This window comes from Microvirga sp. GCM10011540 (genome assembly GCF_042650665.1).
GTDB classification, from domain to species: Bacteria; Pseudomonadota; Alphaproteobacteria; order Rhizobiales; family Beijerinckiaceae; genus Microvirga; species Microvirga lenta.
Window position 1 is genome coordinate 12538 of the sequence record NZ_JBHSBQ010000024.1, and the last position, 16057, is coordinate 28594.

Below are 16057 nucleotides of genomic sequence, written 5' to 3' on the forward strand. Positions count from 1 at the left end.
TTGGGGTTTCCCCCGAAACTGTCTCGAAAAAACGATCAGCGCCCAAGAAGAGCGCTGTCAGCTTGCGGGCTTATGACGGAAGGATGGGCCAAAGTCAACGCCGGTCCCGTCTTTTCGGAAGCGAAACCCGGGACCCTCACGGCGGTTTGAGGGCGGTTTGGGCTTGGCCTTGTCGGGCGCTACATAGTAGGGCGGTCATTCAGGAGCAAGCGTGGCAGAAGACGGAAAAAATCGCGAGGATTCCGATCCGGGGTTCAGCCCCTGGCGTTTCCTGCCGCTGGCGCTGGTCGTGATCGCCGTCGCGGCCATTTTCGCCACGGGGCTCCACCGCTCCCTGACCTTCGAGGCCTTCATCGACTACCAGGGCCGTCTCGAACAGATGGTCGCGGCTCACCGCCTGAAGATGCTCGGGCTTTATGTTCTCGTCTATGTGGGGGCGGTCACGCTCTCTCTGCCCGTATCCGCCTTCCTGACGGCGATCGGCGGCTATCTCTTCGGCTATGTCGTGGGGACCGGGGCCGCGGCGGTCTCGGCCACCCTTGGGGCCACGAGCATCTTCCTGATCGCCCGGACCTCCCTGGGGCAGCCGCTCCTCAACCGCGCAGGCCCGAGGATCCGGAGCCTTGCGGATGGCTTCCGGAAGCGGGCCTTCTCCTATCTGCTGTTCCTTCGCCTCATGCCGGTCGTGCCGTTCTGGCTGACCAACCTCGCGGCGGCGTTCTGCGGCATCGGCCTGAGGAAGTTCGTTCTCGCCACCCAGATCGGCATGCTCCCGGCATCCTTTGCCTTCGCCTTTGCCGGATCGGGTCTCGAAGAGGTGATCGAAGTGCAGGCGCGGGCCCGCGCGCAATGCCTCGCGGGAGGCGGGGGCGCCTGCGCGGTGGACTTCGACGTCAAGAGCCTTCTGACGACCGAACTGATGATCGCGCTCGGGGTGCTGAGCGTGCTGGCGCTTGCGCCGATTCTCTACAAACGCCTGCAGGAGCGCCGGACCAGGGGGACGACGGGTGAAGAAAACGTACAAGCTTAGCCGTGAGCCCGAGGTGCTCAGGCCGGATCTCTGCATCATCGGCGCCGGCTCGGCGGGCCTGTCGGTCGCCGCCATCGCCGCCTCCTTCGGAGCGTCCGTCGTGCTCGTCGAGAAGAGCCGCATGGGCGGGGAATGCCTCAATGTCGGCTGCGTGCCCTCGAAGGCGCTGATCGCCGCCGCCCAGCAGGCTCATGCCTTTCGCCATGCCGAACGCTTTGGCATCGGCTCGGGAGACGATCCGGCCGTCGATTTCGCCAAGGTCCACCGGCACGTAAAGGATGTGATCGCCGCCATCGCACCCATGGATTCCGTGGAGCGCTACACCGCCATGGGCGTGCAGGTGATCCAGGCGGAGGCGAGCTTCACGGACGGCCGCACGGTGACGGCCGGAGGCAAGACGATCCAGGCCCGGCGCTTCGTGATCGCCTCCGGCTCCCGGCCGGCCGTCCCGCCGATCCCGGGCCTCGACAGGGTTTCGTATTTCACCAACGACACGATCTTCGATCTCGCCGAGAAGCCGGAGCACCTCGTCGTCATCGGCGGAGGCGCCATTGGGGTCGAACTCGCCCAGGCCTACCGGCGCCTGGGCGCAAGGGTCACGGTTCTCGAGGCGGGCGAGCGCATTCTGAGCCGGGAAGACCCGGAAATGGCCGCCGTCGTGGAGCGTGCCCTCAGACGGGAGGGTGTCGCTCTTCGGGTCGGCAGCGCCATTGCCCGGATCGAACCGCGCCCGGATTCCCGTTTCGCGGTCGTGATCGAGGAAGGCGAGAGCGTCGAGGGCAGTCACCTGCTCGTGGCGACCGGCCGCCAAGCCGTCACCGAGGGGCTCGGCCTCGAGGCCGCCGGGGTCGGGTCGGATCCCACCGGGATCCTCGTGGGGCGGGACCTGAAGACCTCGAACGCCAGGATCTATGCCATCGGCGACTGCGTCGGCGGCGACGGCGCGATGGGGCGCTTCACCCATGCGGCGAATCACCAGGCCGGGCTCGTGATCCGCAACGCCCTGTTCCGGCTGCCGATCCGCTGGAGCCGGGCTCCTATCCCCCGCGTGACCTATACCGACCCGGAGCTGGCCGCCGTGGGGCTGACGGAGGAGGAGGCGAAGGCCGCCCACAAGGCCATCCGCATCCTGCGCTGGAGCTTTGCCGACAACGACCGGGCGCGGGCGGAGGGGGCCACGGAGGGGCACGTGAAGGCCGTCGTGACGCCGCGGGGCCGAATTCTGGGCTGCGCCATTGCAGGGCGCCATGCCGGCGAACTCATCATGCCGTGGGTCATGGCGCTGTCGAAGGGGTCCAAGGTTTCGGAATTGGCCGGTTTGGTCTATCCCTATCCCACTCTCTCCGAGGTGACGAAGGGTGCTGCAGTGGAGTTCTTGAAGCCTTCGACACAGAATCCGTGGTTGCGGCGGCTGATCGGCCTCGTCCGCCGCTTGGGGTGAGAGCTGAATGCGCATGGAGCAGCCGCATCCGGTGAGATGGCGCCTCTGGAGTCACTTCGGACTCTCGGCGCGCCTGCTCCTTTTGACCATTCTGTTCGTCATGATCGCGGAGGTGCTGATCTATGTGCCCTCCATCGCCAATTACCGCCTGACCTGGCTCAACGACCGGCTGGCCGCGGCGCAGATCGCGGCCCTCGTTCTCGATGCGGCGCCGGAGGAGGGGATTTCGGAGGAGCTGGAAATGCGGCTCCTCGACGGTGTCGGAGCAAGAGCCATCGCGCTCCGGGCCGGCGGGCGGAGAAGCCTGCTCGCCGCCGGCGACGTGCCCGCCGAGGTCGAGAAGAGCGTCGATCTGCGGACGGTGCGGTGGAGCGATCTGGTCCGGGACGCCTTTCACGACCTCTTCTTCGCCAGCGACCAGCCGATCCGGGTCATCGGGTCCGGAATGGGCGTGGATTTCGTGGAGCTCATTCTCGATCCGCGTCCCTTGCGCGCGGCCATGCTCGACGTGTCGCGCAACATCCTGCTCCTCTCGCTGCTGATCTCCGCCATCACGGCATCCTTCGTCTATCTCACGCTGCAATGGGTCATCGTGCGCCCCGTGCGGCGTCTCACCGGCAATATCGCCGAGTTCTCCGGCCATCCGGAGGATGCCTCGCGGGTGATCAAGCCGACGAATCGCGCGGACGAGATCGGGCTCGCGGAGCAGGCGCTCGCCCGCATGGAGACGACGCTCGCGGACGAGCTGCGCCAGAAGCGGCGCCTGGCCCAGCTCGGCCTCGCGGTCAGCAAGATCAATCACGAGCTGAGAAACATGCTCACGACGGCCCAGCTCCTGACGGACCGGCTCGACCGCGGGCGCGGCAACGACGAAGCGGTGCAGCGGATCGCGCCGCGCCTCGTGGCGACCCTCGACCGGGCCATCGCCTTCTGCGAATCGACCTTGGCCTATGGGCGGGCCACGGAGCATCTGCCGCAGCGCCGTCTCATTCCGCTGGCTCCCGTGATCGACGACCTGGCGCACCTGACCGATCTGGCCCCGGAGGTCGGCATCGGCTTCGACGCCGAGGTGCCCGAGGATCTGATGGTGGATGCGGATCCCGACCAGCTGTCCCGCATCCTGGTGAACCTGATCCGCAATGCGGTACAGGCCCTCAGCCAGACGGGCGCGGTCGAGGGACATCCGTGCGTCAAGGTGAAGGCCGCCCGCGAGGGCAGGAGCGTCACCATCCTGGTCGAGGACAACGGCCCCGGAATTCCGGAGCGCATCCGCGGGGATCTCTTCACGCCCTTCCAGGGCTCGGCGCGCAAGGGCGGAGCAGGGCTCGGCCTCTCCATCGCATCCGAACTCGTCGGCCTTCACGGCGGCGCGATCGCTCTCGACCCGGTCCGGATCGGCACCCGGTTCAGGATCACGATCCCGGATCGAGACGCGCCGGAAGAGACAGTTTGAAGGAACGTGCAGATCTTTTCACAATCGGGCTTGCCAACAGCGTCAGAACCCTTTAAGTCAGCCGCCTCAGCCGATGTTGCTCCCCGCGAGCAACTGCTGAAAAAGCGCCCGTAGCTCAGCTGGATAGAGCACCAGACTACGAATCTGGGGGTCAGAGGTTCGAATCCTTTCGGGCGCGCCATTTCCTTACGAAGCCGGGCATAATGAGCCTGGCTGATACGTCCTCCCGATCAGCAGCATCAACGACCGGTTCCTTGGGAGCGCGGATCGCGATTCGATCCGAACCGATTCACATCCATTCCTGAACGGATACCGCCGGAGCCGCAGGCACGCGCGACGCGAATCGCCTTCGGCCAAGCGCGCCGCGGTTCCGCTGACGCACGCCGAATGCAGTTAGTCCGCCTCGCGCCTGACTTGCCCCACCCGGTTCAACACCTCTCGGGGAATGCCGTAATCCTTCACGACAGCCTCCCAGTTCCGGAGCCCGCAGAGCTCCCGCTGGATCATGAAGGCCCAGACCCGGTCAGCGGCCTCGTCCAGCAATGCACGACGGCGATGGTTCCCGTCCGGTCCATGCTCCCCGGCATCGAAGGTCCTCAACGCCGCAAGAGCCTGCTCGACCTGGCCGCTCAAGCTCCCCAAAGCGTGTGCCTTCTGCTCGCGAAGCTCGTAATCGAGCACGTTCCAGCCGTTCTCCGGCTGGAGGCCGGTCGAGAGGCTCTGGGGAATGCGAACTGCCATTTCGTGTCTCCGCAAGGCGTGGCAACGCGAGGAAGATGGTGTCGCCGTCTTCACGGGTGAACGCGACACCCTGGCGCAACTCCCCGCAGAGGTCGAGCCTATGCCGACGCGCCCGGCTGCGAGAAGACGCGACCTGCTCCGGCTCATCGGCCACGAGCAGATCGTGCATGGCCTGGCGGAGCTTTCGCCGGATCGATCGGTGCCTTGTCACATCCCTGTCAGCCACGACCGCTAGAGCACCAAATCATCATGCAGCGCTACTTCTTCGACATCACCGACGGGAAACGCTCCTATCCGGATCCGCTGGGCATCGAGCTGCCGGGCCCCATCGCGGCCCGACAGCACGCGCTCGACGATGCGCGCGCCCTGTTGGAGAGCTGGATGGTCCGAAGCGCCTTGCCGTGGCGCATCGAGGTTCATGACGCCAGTGGCGCCGTCATCTGCGTCGTCAGGCTCGCAGAGGCTGCGGTCTCCGAGGCAAAGCCGCTCTTCTGCGACGACGAGGAACTGGCGGAGGTTGCGTTCATCGCCTCATCGGATCTGTCCCGGCCCTACGTCTAGATCCGTTTCCACTTGCGTGGAATTGGAGCCGAACGCTCCGCGAGCCGGCGCGTCATGGTTGCGTCATGCAAGCTTCAACGCATCGTCATTCGGCCTTCCTATCGATGCCCGGTCATTGCCGATTCTCACGGCGACGGAGAGGCGCATCGTCAAGGCACCGAGCCTTCCGTCCTTCATGCCGGTCCGACACGTGGGCGCGCCTTCGCGCGTTGCAGCAGCGCCGGCGGCATCGCGGACGGACCTGTGTCGATGCCTTGCGCCTCCGAAGACCCGGACGGCGCCGGCGGTCGCGGCCTGACATCGCCGTCGCCCTGGCCTAGCATGGGAGCGTCGCGGCCGACGGGTCGCGGCGCTCCGACGTTTCTTCAACAACCAGTCGGTCCCTCAGCATTCCAATGTCCTCTCGCTATGCCCTCTATTTCACGCCGCCTCCCGGTTCGGAACTCGCCGGGCTCGGCGCAGCCGTTCTCGGTTACGATTGCCATTCGGGCGAGTTCGTCGCCCAGCCGCCCCTGCGGGGCATCGACCCGGAGGAACTTCGCACGCATACGGCCGAACCGCGCCGCTATGGATTCCACGGCACGCTCAAGGCGCCGTTTTCCCTGAAAGAGGGGGCGAGTCTCGATGATCTCAAGAACGCGGTTCGCGACTTCGCGTCCGACCACCGGACCTTTGCGGCAGGGACGCTCTCACCGCGCCCGCTCGGCCGCTTCATCGCCTTGACCCTCGACATGCCGTCCGTCGAACTGTCCCTGTTCGCGGCCGAGTGCGTCGCGGCGCTCGACGGGTTTCGCGCCCCGCTCAGCGAGAGGGATCTCCAGCGCCGCGAGGCCGCCAATCTTTCGGCCCGGCAGCGGAGCCTGCTGATGCGGTGGGGATATCCTTACGTGTTCGACCAGTTCCGCTTCCACATGACGCTGACGGGTCCGCTGCCGCAGGAGCGCGTGGGAGCGTGGCTCGAGAGCCTCGAACACCGGATGGGTGAGGAAAGAACGCTTCTGATGGATTCGATCACTCTCCTGGAGCAGGCGGGCCCGGACGAACCATTCCGCGTCGTGTCGCGCATCGGCCTCGGAGGACAGGAATGAGCGCCAAACAGCTTTCCGAGACTCCGACCGTCGATCCCACCGCCCGGCTGCGCGACTGCCGTCTCGGGCGCTATACGGAGGTGGGCGCCAGGACGACGATGGTCGAGACGACCCTCGGCGACTATTCCTACATCGTCCACGACGGCGAGACGGCGTACACGACCATCGGCAAGTTCTGCTCGATCGCCTCCCATGTGAGGATCAATCCCGGCAATCACCCGATGTGGCGGGCGAGCCAGGCGCATTTCTCCTATCGCTCGCGGCAATACTGGCCGGAGGAGGCGGACGACGAGGCTTTCTTCGAGTGGCGCAGGTCCCATCCCGTCGTCATCGGCCACGACGTCTGGATCGGCCACGGGGTCGTCATTCTTCCGGGCCGGACCATCGGTACCGGCGCAATCATCGGGGCCGGGGCCATCGTGACCCGCGACGTCGCGCCCTACACGATCGTGGGCGGCAATCCGGCCAGGGTCATTCGGCGCCGGTTCGACGAGAGCGTCTCGGAGAGGCTGCAGGAACTGGCCTGGTGGGACTGGGACCACGAACGCCTGCGACGGGGTCTCCGCGATTTCCGCGAGCTGTCGGTCGAGGCGTTTCTAGACCGATACGAAGGAACGTAGCGAATGTCATTCGAGCGTCGTGTAACGGTCATTGGGCTTTCATTCGGGATGGCTACATCGGCCTCAACACACGAGGTGAAGCCATGCTCATCATTGACGGTCTGTCGCGGCGGTTCGGCCCCAAGATCGCGGTCGATCAGGTCAGCCTGACCATTCAGCCCGGCTCCTTCGTCGGCGTCATCGGACGCTCCGGCGCGGGAAAATCGACGCTCCTTCGGCTCGTCAACCGGCTGATCGACCCCTCGTCCGGACGGATCGTCTTCGACGGGGCGAACGTCTCGGATCTTCGTGGACAGGATCTCCGCGACTGGCGTGCGCGTTGCGCCATGATCTTCCAGCAGTTCAACCTCGTCGGCCGTCTCGACGTTCTCACCAACGTGATGATGGGCCGGCTCAACCGGATCCCGAGCCACCGCTCGCTGCTGAAGCTGTGGAGCGAAGAAGACAAGGCCATCGCCCTGTCGGCGCTGGAGCAGTTCGACATGGCGGGGCTCGCGGCACAGCGGGCCGAACAGCTTTCGGGCGGACAGCAGCAGCGCGTCGCGATTGCGCGCGCCCTGGTGCAGCAGCCCGACATCATCCTGGCCGACGAGCCGATCGCCTCGCTCGACCCCCGCAACACCCGCCTCGTGATGGATGCGCTCGCGCGCATCAATCGCGAGTACGGCATCACCGTTCTGTGCAACCTCCATTCCCTCGATCTGGCGCGCACCTATTGCGACCGACTCGTCGGCATGGCGGAAGGTCGGGTGGTCTTCGACGGCGGCCCGAGCGACCTCACCGACGACGTGAGCCGCCAGCTCTACGGCCTGGAAGCGGGCGACGTGGTCGATGTGGAGCTGGACGTCGAGGTCGCGCCGCGCGGCCGAGTTCCCGCCTACGCGGCCTGAACCGTAACCCGGCGCGGCTGCCCGGGACCTTCCTTTCATTCTCTCGAACGTACACCAAGGAGACTGTCGTCATGATCACTCGTCGCCTCATGCTCGGCGCGGCCGCCGCGCTCACCCTTTCGGGAGCGGCCCAGGCGCAGGACTGGAAGTCCCAATATCCGGAACTCGTCTACGCCATCATCCCGGCCGAGAACGCCTCCGGCGTGACGGACCGCTGGACGCCGTTCGTCAATTATCTCTCGAAGGAGCTCGGCACGAAGGTCACGCTGCGCATCGCCAACGACTACGCGGCCGTCATCGAAGGCCAGCGCTCGGGCAACATCCACATCGCCCAGTACGGCCCGGCCTCCTACGCCCGCGCCTATGTGACCGGCGCCAAGATCGAGCCCTTCGCCATCGAGACCAATCTGGACGGCACCAAGGGCTATCACTCGGTCCTGTGGGTGAAGGCCGGCTCCCCCTACAAGGAGATCGGGGACCTCAAGGGCAAGAACCTGTGCCTCGTCGATCCCAACTCCACTTCGGGCAACAACGTGCCGCGCTTCGCCATGAACAAGATGGGCATCAAGCCCGAGGAGTTCTTCAGCAAGGTCGTCTATGCCGGCAGCCATGAGAATGCGGTTATCGGGGTTCAGCAGGGCACCTGCGATGCGGCCTTCAACTGGTGGAACGACGAGAACGAGTCCAACCTCCAGCGCATGGCCCGCAAGGAGATGGTCAAGGCGGACGACTTCCGGATGATCTTCAAGTCCGACCAGATCGTGAACTCGCCCTTCGCGTACCTGACGGATCTCCCGGCCGACCTGAAGGCCAAGATCAAGCAGGCCGTGCTCGAGATGCCGAAGAGGGATCCCGAGGCCTTCAAGAAGATCTACGACGGCAAGCAGGGTCCCTGGGATTCGGTCGACCACAAGGCTTACGAGCCGATCGTCGAGCTCATCGGCTTCGTCGACTCGCTCCGCAAGCGCTCCTGACCTCTCGCGATGTTTCAAAGCGGCCCGCTCGTTCGAGCGGGCCGCCTTTTCTGAACGGATCCCATGGCCACATCATTCTCACGTCTGCCGGACGACAGGCTCGCGCCATACGCCCGGGCCTACGACGATGCGAACAGGAAGAAGCGTGTCCAGGCCATTCTCTTTTTGGGCATCGTCGCCGGCCTGACGCTCCTCTCGGGTGCGGTCGCCGAGGTCGACCTCTTCAAGCTGTTCGGAAACCTCGGCAATTTCTTCAGCTATTTCGACCGCATCCTCACCTTCGACAGCGGGCCGATGGTGGGCCGCCGGGTCTGGACGGATCCGTCCGAGTGGCTCTGGGGCCTCGGCAAGTGGCTGAGCCTTCTCGGCGACACGATCCTGATCGCCTATCTCGGGACGATGCTGGGAGCCATCGGGGCATTCCTGCTCTGCTTCTCCGCCTCGACCAACCTGATGCCGAACGCCTGGTTGCGGGGCCTCGTGAAGCGCGTCTTCGAGTTCTGCCGCACGGTCCCCGAGATCGTCTTCGCGCTCATCTTCATCATTGCTTTCGGGCTCGGCCCCGTGCCGGGCGTTCTCGCGATCGCCATTCACACGATGGGAGCGCTCGGCAAGCTCTTCGCCGAGGTCGTCGAGAACATCGACATGAAGCCGGTCGAGGGGTGCACGGCGACGGGCGCGGGCTTCAGCGACACGATCCGCTTCGCAGTCGTCCCGCAGGTTCTGTCGAACTTCGCGAGCTACACGCTCCTGCGGTTCGAGATCAATGTCCGCGGCGCATCGGTGATGGGCTTCGTCGGAGCGGGCGGAATCGGCCAAGACCTGATCGAGGCGATCCGGAAATTCTATTATGCCGACGTTTCCGCGCTCCTTCTCCTGATCATCCTGACCGTCGTGCTGATCGACCTGGGCACCGAGCGCCTGCGCCATGCCCTCATCAGCCGGGAGGAACGGCCATGAATCGATCCCCGAAGCTCGCGGTGCAGGACCTGCACGCCCTGAAGTCGCGGCACGCGGCCGTCTTCGCGCCATCTTGGACGACACGGTCGGCGACGATCGCGACGGTTGCGGTTCTGGCCGGTCTCTTCGTCTTCGGCTTCTGGCGCCTGGACTTCTCGTTTGCCAAGCTGGTGTCCGGCATCGGGCAGCTGGGCGTCCTGATCTGGCTCATGATCCCGCCCGATCCGGGCAGCTGGGCGCGCTTCGTCACATTCCTGGGCGCTCTTGCGGAGACGGTCGCCATCGCCTTCCTCGGAACGCTGCTCGCGGCACTGATCGCCTTCCCGATCGGTTTCGTGGCGGCGCGGAACACCACGGTCAACCGCATCGTCCGCTTCGCGTCGCGTCGGGTTCTCGACGGCATCCGCGGCATCGACACGCTGATCTGGGCGCTGCTGTGGATCAACGTGGTCGGGCTCGGCCCCTTCGCCGGAGTGCTCGCCATCATGACGGCCGATATCGGCACCTTCGGCAAGCTCTTCTCGGAGGCGATCGAGGCGGCCGACAGGAAGCCGGTCGAGGGGATCGTCTCGACAGGCGGCGCACGGCTGCACCAGATCCGGTTCGGAGTGCTGCCGCAGGTCCTGCCGGTGATTGCCGGGCAGGTTCTCTATTTCTTCGAGTCGAACACCCGGTCGAGCACGATCATCGGCATCGTCGGCGCCGGGGGCATCGGCCTCCACCTCGCGGAGCAGATCCGCACGCTCGAATGGCAGGCGGTGTCGTTCCTCGTGATCATGATCCTGATCACGGTCGCGGTGATCGACGCGGTTTCGGTGCGGCTGCGTTCGGCCATCATCGGCCGGCCGCAGCGCGCTGCCGCATGACGCAAGTCAGGGCTCTATGACGAGGTCGACCCTGTCGGCCGCGAAGAGGGAGCGGGTCGCCTGGATCCGCTGACCGCGCTGGTTCACGTTGACGCTGTCGATCACGAGCACCACGCGCCCGACGGCGAGATCGAGATGGGCCGCCTCGTCGGCGGTCGCGGTCCGGGCGGAAATGCGCGTCGAGAGCCGGGAGTAGTCGGACACCGCGTGCCGCGCATAGGCCCGGGTCAGCGAGCCCGTCCGTCGGTAGGTCTCGTCGAGACCGGCGAAGCGCGGAAGCGGCAGCCAGGTCCGCGCCACCGAGATCGGGACCTCGTCCGCCCGATGGAGGGTAACGAGTTGCAGAACCGGTGCGCCGATCTTCACGCCGAGAGCCTCGGCGACCTCCGGGTTCGCCTCGGCCTCGGCCGAGTGGATCAGTTCGCCCCGGGCCTCGCGCCCGACGCGGGCCATGGCCTCCGAGAACCGGGTCTTCGGGCCGATGGGATAATGGAGGGGCTTGGCTTCCACGAAGGTGCCGCCGCCCTGCGTCGCACGCACGAGACCGCGCTCGGACAAGGCCGCCACGGCCCGACGCACCGTGTGGCGGTTGACGCCGAAGCGCTCCGCGAACTGCGTCTCGCTCGGCAGCTTTTCGCCCGGCCCGTAGCGGCCCTCCGCAATGGCTGCCTCGATGCTGTCGGCGATCTGCCGCCATGCCGTCAGACCGGCGCCGCGACGAAGCGGCTGAGGGTCCTGAAGGGGTCTGTCCGTCATAAAAGCTTCATGCCTCCATGTTGTATATACGTATATACAACTAGACGAGATCTCTGCCAATGAGGATCGCACCCATGGCTCCTTCCCAATCCGCTTCTCCACCGCCCGAGCTCCCGCGCGACCCCATGGTCGCGCGCCGGCAGACCGTCATGGCCCTCTGCGCCGACGGAACCCTAGACGATCTCGAGGCGGTGATGGACGCCCTCGCCTACGAGGGGGCCGTGGAGGATCTCCGCCGTCCGGAAACGGGACTCGTCATGGTCCGCGGCCGGATGGGCGGCGACGGCAATCCGTTCAATTTCGGCGAGGCGACCGTCACCCGCGCGGCCGTTCGGCTTCAGAGCGGAGAGACCGGCTTCGCCTACCAACTGGGGCGCGACGTGAAGAAAGCCCGGCTCGCCGCGATCCTCGACGCCCTGGTGCAGAACCCGCGATATAGCCGCGAGGTCGAGCGCGCCATGGACCCTCTTCGCATCCGCCTGGCCGGGGAACGCAGCACGTGCGAACGCCGGACCGCGGCCACGCGGGTCAACTTCTTCACGATGGTCCGGGGAGAAGACCAATGACAGCGCTCGCGCACGGTTTCGGCGATCCGGTGACCGAGGCTCAGCAGGTGTTTCATGCGGCCATGAACGCCCTCGCGCGGCCAGGTCGTCCTCAGCCCCTGACGAGCGGCCTCGAGCCGCCCCGGCCGATGACTCCGGAACTGGCCGCCATCGCCCTTGCTCTTGCGGATCATGAAGCCCCGATCTGGCTCGACCCTGCGCTCGCGGCCGCTTCGGGTGCCGCCGATTTCCTACGCTTCCATACCGGTGCGGCCGTGGTGGCGGATCCCGGCCGAGCGGCCTTCGCGCTCATCGCCGATCCCGGAATGCCGCTGCCCGTCGAGCAGTTCGCACTCGGCACGGCCGAGTTCCCGGACCGCTCCACGACTCTCGTCATCGCCGTGGAGGATCTCTCCGACGCGAACGGCTGGGTCTTGCGCGGACCTGGAATCGCGGACCGCCAGAGCCTGCTGGCGGCGCCGTGGCCCCATGACCTCGCCGACATCGTCCGGCTCAACAGCGCCGTCTTCCCCCGCGGGTTGGACGTGCTGCTCGCCGCGCCCGGGCGGATCGTCGGCCTGCCGCGCTCCACGCGCTTCGTCGAGGAGATCTGACCATGTATGTAGCCGTCAAAGGTGGCGAGGCCGCCATCGACAATGCGCACCGGCTCCTCGCCCATGAGCGGCGTGGCGATCCGTCGGTGCCCGAACTGTCCGTGACGCAGGTTTCCGAGCAGCTCGGCCTGCTCGTCGACCGCGTGATGACGGAGGGATCGCTCTACGACCGGGCTCTTGCGGCGCTCGCCCTCAAGCAGGCACGGGGCGATCTGATCGAGGCGGTGTTCCTCGTCCGCGCCTTCCGGACGACGCTCCCCCGCTTCGGTTACTCGCAGCCCGTCGACACGGCCCGCATGGAGATCCGCCGCCGGATCTCCGCCACCTACAAGGACCTGCCGGGCGGGCAGGTGCTGGGCCCGACTTTCGATTACACCCACCGCCTGCTCGATTTCATGCTGGAGGCGAACGGCGAGCCACCGCAGCCGCCGGCGGAAGCCGATGCCGGTGCGGCGGAAGGCGACATGCCGCGCGTGACGGACCTTCTCGATGCGGAAGGGCTGATCGAGCCTTCGAGCGCGTCGGATTGCGACACGGTCGGCGACCTCACGCGGGAACCCCTGACCTTCCCGGCGGATCGCGACCTGCGCCTGCAGGCGCTGGCGCGGGGCGACGAAGGCTTCATCCTGGCCCTCGGCTACTCGACCCAGCGCGGCTATGGCCGCACGCATCCGTTCGTCAGCGAGGTTCGGGTCGGCGAGGTGGCGGTCGAACTCGTGCCGGAGGAGATCGGTTTCGCGGTTCCGCTCGGTCGCCTGACCGTGACGGAGTGCCAGATGGTCAACCAGTTCAAGGGCAGCGCCGCCACGCCGCCGCAGTTCACACGCGGCTACGGCCTCGTCTTCGGCCAGAGCGAGCGCAAGGCCATGGCCATGTCCCTGGTCGACCGCAGCCTGCGGGCCCGCGAACTCGGGGAGGATGCGGTCGCTCCCGCGCAGGACGAGGAGTTCGTGCTCTCCCATGCCGACAACCTTCAGGCGACGGGCTTCGTCGAGCACCTGAAACTGCCCCATTACGTCGATTTCCAGGCGGAACTCGATCTCGTGCGCCGCATGCGCGCCGAGCATGAGGCCAATCATCCCTATCCTCTGTCGGAGGCCGCAGAATGACCGCGCAATCGGCAACGCATACCGCCCCGGAGACCGGTTACAACTTCGCCTATCTGGACGAACAGACCAAGCGCATGATCCGCCGGGCAATCCTGAAGGCCATTGCGGTTCCGGGATACCAGGTGCCCTTCGCGTCGCGCGAGATGCCCATGCCCTACGGCTGGGGAACGGGCGGCGTGCAGGTGACTGCGTCGATCCTCGGCCCGGACGACGTGCTCAAGGTGATCGACCAGGGTTCGGACGACACCACGAATGCGGTGTCGATCCGGAAGTTCTTCAAGCGCACCGCTGGCGTCAGAACCACAACCCGCACGGGGGAGGCGACCGTCATCCAGACCCGCCACCGCATCCCGGAGCAGCCGCTGGGCGAGGGGCAGGTGATCGTCTACCAGGTGCCGATCCCGGAGCCCCTGCGCTTCCTCGAGCCGCGCGAAACCGAAACGCGCAAGCTCCACGCGCTCGCGGAATACGGCCTCATGCACGTGAAGCTGTACGAGGACATCGCGCGGCATGGCCATATCGCCACGACCTACGCCTATCCGGTCGAGGTTGCCGGGCGCTACATCATGGACCCGTCGCCGACACCGAAATTCGACAATCCGAAGATGCACATGATGGCTGGGCTGCAGCTCTTCGGCGCCGGCCGGGAGAAGCGCATCTATGCCATCCCGCCTTATACGCAGGTGCGAAGTCTCGATTTCGAGGATCATCCGTTCCGCATCCAGACATTCAGCCACCCCTGCGCCCTCTGCGCGGCCGAAGGGGTCTATCTCGACGAGGTCGTCATGGACGATCGCGGCGGGCGGATGTTCGTCTGCTCCGATACCGATTCCTGCGAGGAGCGGCGCGAACAGGGCCACCGGGGGGCCATGCTGGCCGACACCCCCGCAGCCCTCAAGGGGGAGAGCTCCCATGTCTGATACACCGCTGCTTTCCGTCTCGGGGCTGACCAAGCACTTCGGCCACCGGATCGGCTGCGCCGACGTTTCCTTCGACCTGTACGAAGGCGAGGTGCTCGCCATCGTGGGCGAATCCGGCTCCGGCAAGTCCACGCTCCTCAACCTTCTCGCGACGGAGCTGTCGCCGACCCGAGGCGGCATTCGCTACCGCATGCGTGACGGTGCCATGAGAGACCTTCTCGCGATGAGCGAGGCCGAGCGGCGCTTTCTTCTCAGAACCGACTGGGGTTTCGTCCGGCAGGACGCGACGCACGGGTTGCGGATGAACGTCTCCGCAGGCGGCAACGTGGGCGAGCGCCTCATGGCGGTCGGCCAGCGTCACTACGGTCGGATCCGCGGCACCGCCTTCGACTGGCTCGAACGCGTCGAGATCGAGACGGACCGGATCGACGATACGCCGAAGGCATTCTCCGGCGGGATGCGCCAGCGCCTTCAGATCGCCCGCAACCTCGTCACCCATCCTCGGCTCGTGTTCATGGACGAGCCGACTTCCGGCCTCGACGTCTCCGTCCAGGCCCGCCTGCTCGACCTCATCCGCAACCTCGTCAGCGAACTGGGCCTGGCGGTGATCATCGTGACCCACGATCTGGCCGTGGCAAGGCTGCTGTCGCACCGGGTGATGGTGATGAAAAGCGGCCGCGTGATCGAGACGGGACTGACCGACCAGGTCCTCGACGATCCGCGCGAGCTCTACACCCAGCTCCTCGTTTCCTCCGTTCTGGTGGTCTGATCATGCCCCCGCGCCTCACGCTCGAACGCGTCTCGAAATCCTTCACCCTGCACCTTCATGGCGGCGCCATGCTGGAGGTCGTGTCCGACGTCAGCCTCTCGGTGGGTCCCGGCGAGTGCGTCGTTCTCGGCGGGCCCTCAGGTGCAGGGAAATCGTCTCTCCTGAAGATCATCTACGGCAACTATCGCTGCGATTCCGGCCGCGTCCTGGTGCAGGACGGCAGCGAGACGGTGGACGTGGCGGCCGCCGAACCCCGTCGCATCCTCGCCCTTCGTCGGTCGGTCATGGGCTATGTCAGCCAGTTCCTGCGCGTCATTCCGCGCGTCGGCGCTCTCGACATCGTGGCCGGTGCTGGCCGGCAGGGCGGGCTCGATGCCGAAACGGCCGCGGAGCGGGCCAAGGAACTGCTCACGGTGCTGAACGTGCCGGAGCGGCTCTGGGGGCTTCCTCCGGCGACGTTCTCGGGCGGCGAGCAGCAGCGGATAAACATTGCGCGCGGGTTGATCGCGGATCGGTCGCTCCTTCTTCTCGACGAACCTACCGCATCGCTCGACGCCCGGAACCGGGCCGTGGTCATCGATCTGATCGAGAACAAGAAGCGCAGCGGCACCGCGATCGTCGGCATCTTTCACGACGACGAGGTTCGCGAGGCTCTCGCCACCACTGTCGTCGATGTGACGCAGTTTGCCGCTAAGGCTGCCTGAGTGAATTTGGGGGACA

The 16057-nt window shown here is 66.3% G+C and carries 18 protein-coding genes and 1 tRNA gene; 17 read left to right on the plus strand and 2 right to left on the minus strand.

Translation table 11 applies throughout. The annotated features are described in order from the left end of the window. Positions 1-211: 211 nt before the first annotated feature. The 4 genes from ACFOYU_RS08455 (at position 212) to ACFOYU_RS08470 (ending at position 4105) form a co-directional block, all read left to right on the plus strand. A complete protein-coding gene (locus ACFOYU_RS08455; protein ID WP_377033202.1) occupies positions 212-1030 on the plus strand; it encodes a TVP38/TMEM64 family protein in 819 nt (272 codons plus the stop codon). Beyond that, entirely contained in the window at positions 1008-2471 is a 1464-nt protein-coding gene (locus ACFOYU_RS08460) for a dihydrolipoyl dehydrogenase family protein (RefSeq protein WP_377033203.1), read from the plus strand. The genes ACFOYU_RS08455 and ACFOYU_RS08460 overlap by 23 nt, the downstream gene beginning before the upstream one ends. A gap of 7 nt (positions 2472-2478) precedes the next feature. Beyond that, positions 2479-3924, plus strand: coding sequence for a sensor histidine kinase (locus ACFOYU_RS08465; protein ID WP_377033204.1), 1446 nt, complete (start codon positions 2479-2481; stop codon positions 3922-3924). A 104-nt stretch (positions 3925-4028) separates the two neighbouring features. Continuing rightward, a tRNA-Arg gene (locus tag ACFOYU_RS08470) sits at positions 4029-4105 on the plus strand. 212 nt (positions 4106-4317) lie between these two features. Here the strand turns inward: ACFOYU_RS08470 and ACFOYU_RS08475 are convergent. Next, complete coding sequence (locus ACFOYU_RS08475; RefSeq protein WP_377033205.1) at positions 4318-4665, minus strand: DUF6665 family protein; 348 nt, start codon at positions 4663-4665, stop codon at positions 4318-4320. 249 nt (positions 4666-4914) lie between these two features. Between ACFOYU_RS08475 and ACFOYU_RS08480 the strand changes: the two genes are divergently transcribed. The 7 genes from ACFOYU_RS08480 (at position 4915) to phnE (ACFOYU_RS08510) (ending at position 10624) form a co-directional block, all read left to right on the plus strand. Further along, positions 4915-5226, plus strand: coding sequence for a DUF6894 family protein (locus ACFOYU_RS08480; RefSeq protein WP_226736727.1), 312 nt, complete (start codon positions 4915-4917; stop codon positions 5224-5226). A 395-nt stretch (positions 5227-5621) separates the two neighbouring features. Then, positions 5622-6314 carry a DUF1045 domain-containing protein gene (locus ACFOYU_RS08485; protein WP_377033206.1) on the plus strand — a complete coding sequence of 231 codons (693 nt, stop codon included), beginning with the start codon at positions 5622-5624 and terminating at the stop codon, positions 6312-6314. Further along, positions 6311-6934 (plus strand): chloramphenicol acetyltransferase, encoded by a 624-nt coding sequence (locus ACFOYU_RS08490; protein ID WP_377033207.1) that lies wholly within the window; start codon positions 6311-6313, stop codon positions 6932-6934. Before ACFOYU_RS08485 ends, ACFOYU_RS08490 begins: the two co-directional genes overlap by 4 nt. An 83-nt stretch (positions 6935-7017) precedes the next feature. Further along, on the plus strand, positions 7018-7824 hold the full coding sequence (gene phnC / locus ACFOYU_RS08495) for a phosphonate ABC transporter ATP-binding protein (RefSeq protein WP_377033208.1): 807 nt from the start codon (positions 7018-7020) through the stop codon (positions 7822-7824). Positions 7825-7895: 71 nt separating this feature from the next. Further along, entirely contained in the window at positions 7896-8798 is a 903-nt protein-coding gene (phnD, locus tag ACFOYU_RS08500) for a phosphonate ABC transporter substrate-binding protein (protein WP_377033209.1), read from the plus strand. 63 nt (positions 8799-8861) lie between these two features. Further along, positions 8862-9758, plus strand: coding sequence for a phosphonate ABC transporter, permease protein PhnE (phnE, locus tag ACFOYU_RS08505; RefSeq protein WP_226736714.1), 897 nt, complete (start codon positions 8862-8864; stop codon positions 9756-9758). Further along, positions 9755-10624 (plus strand): phosphonate ABC transporter, permease protein PhnE, encoded by an 870-nt coding sequence (gene phnE, locus ACFOYU_RS08510; protein WP_377033210.1) that lies wholly within the window; start codon positions 9755-9757, stop codon positions 10622-10624. Before phnE (ACFOYU_RS08505) ends, phnE (ACFOYU_RS08510) begins: the two co-directional genes overlap by 4 nt. Before the next feature lie 6 nt (positions 10625-10630). Here phnE (ACFOYU_RS08510) and phnF read toward each other — a convergent pair whose 3' ends face one another. Next, a complete protein-coding gene (phnF, locus tag ACFOYU_RS08515; RefSeq protein ID WP_377033211.1) occupies positions 10631-11380 on the minus strand; it encodes a phosphonate metabolism transcriptional regulator PhnF in 750 nt (249 codons plus the stop codon). Positions 11381-11454: 74 nt separating this feature from the next. Here phnF and phnG point away from each other — a divergent pair, with 74 nt between their 5' ends. From phnG to phnL, 6 genes are read left to right on the plus strand one after another with little or no spacing between them, the layout of a single operon-like run. After that, entirely contained in the window at positions 11455-11946 is a 492-nt protein-coding gene (gene phnG, locus ACFOYU_RS08520) for a phosphonate C-P lyase system protein PhnG (RefSeq protein WP_377033212.1), read from the plus strand. Continuing rightward, on the plus strand, positions 11943-12539 hold the full coding sequence (gene phnH, locus ACFOYU_RS08525) for a phosphonate C-P lyase system protein PhnH (protein ID WP_377033213.1): 597 nt from the start codon (positions 11943-11945) through the stop codon (positions 12537-12539). The genes phnG and phnH overlap by 4 nt, the downstream gene beginning before the upstream one ends. Positions 12540-12541: 2 nt before the next feature. After that, positions 12542-13648, plus strand: a complete 1107-nt coding sequence (locus ACFOYU_RS08530; protein ID WP_226736703.1) for a carbon-phosphorus lyase complex subunit PhnI — start codon at positions 12542-12544, stop codon at positions 13646-13648. Then, positions 13645-14568 carry an alpha-D-ribose 1-methylphosphonate 5-phosphate C-P-lyase PhnJ gene (locus tag ACFOYU_RS08535; RefSeq protein WP_226736701.1) on the plus strand — a complete coding sequence of 308 codons (924 nt, stop codon included), beginning with the start codon at positions 13645-13647 and terminating at the stop codon, positions 14566-14568. Before ACFOYU_RS08530 ends, ACFOYU_RS08535 begins: the two co-directional genes overlap by 4 nt. After that, the gene (gene phnK, locus ACFOYU_RS08540; RefSeq protein ID WP_377033214.1) at positions 14561-15337 is read left to right on the plus strand and encodes a phosphonate C-P lyase system protein PhnK; all 777 of its coding nucleotides are present in this window, start codon (positions 14561-14563) and stop codon (positions 15335-15337) included. Before ACFOYU_RS08535 ends, phnK begins: the two co-directional genes overlap by 8 nt. 2 nt (positions 15338-15339) lie before the next feature. Further along, positions 15340-16041 (plus strand): phosphonate C-P lyase system protein PhnL, encoded by a 702-nt coding sequence (gene phnL / locus ACFOYU_RS08545; RefSeq protein WP_377033215.1) that lies wholly within the window; start codon positions 15340-15342, stop codon positions 16039-16041. Positions 16042-16057: the final 16 nt, after the last annotated feature.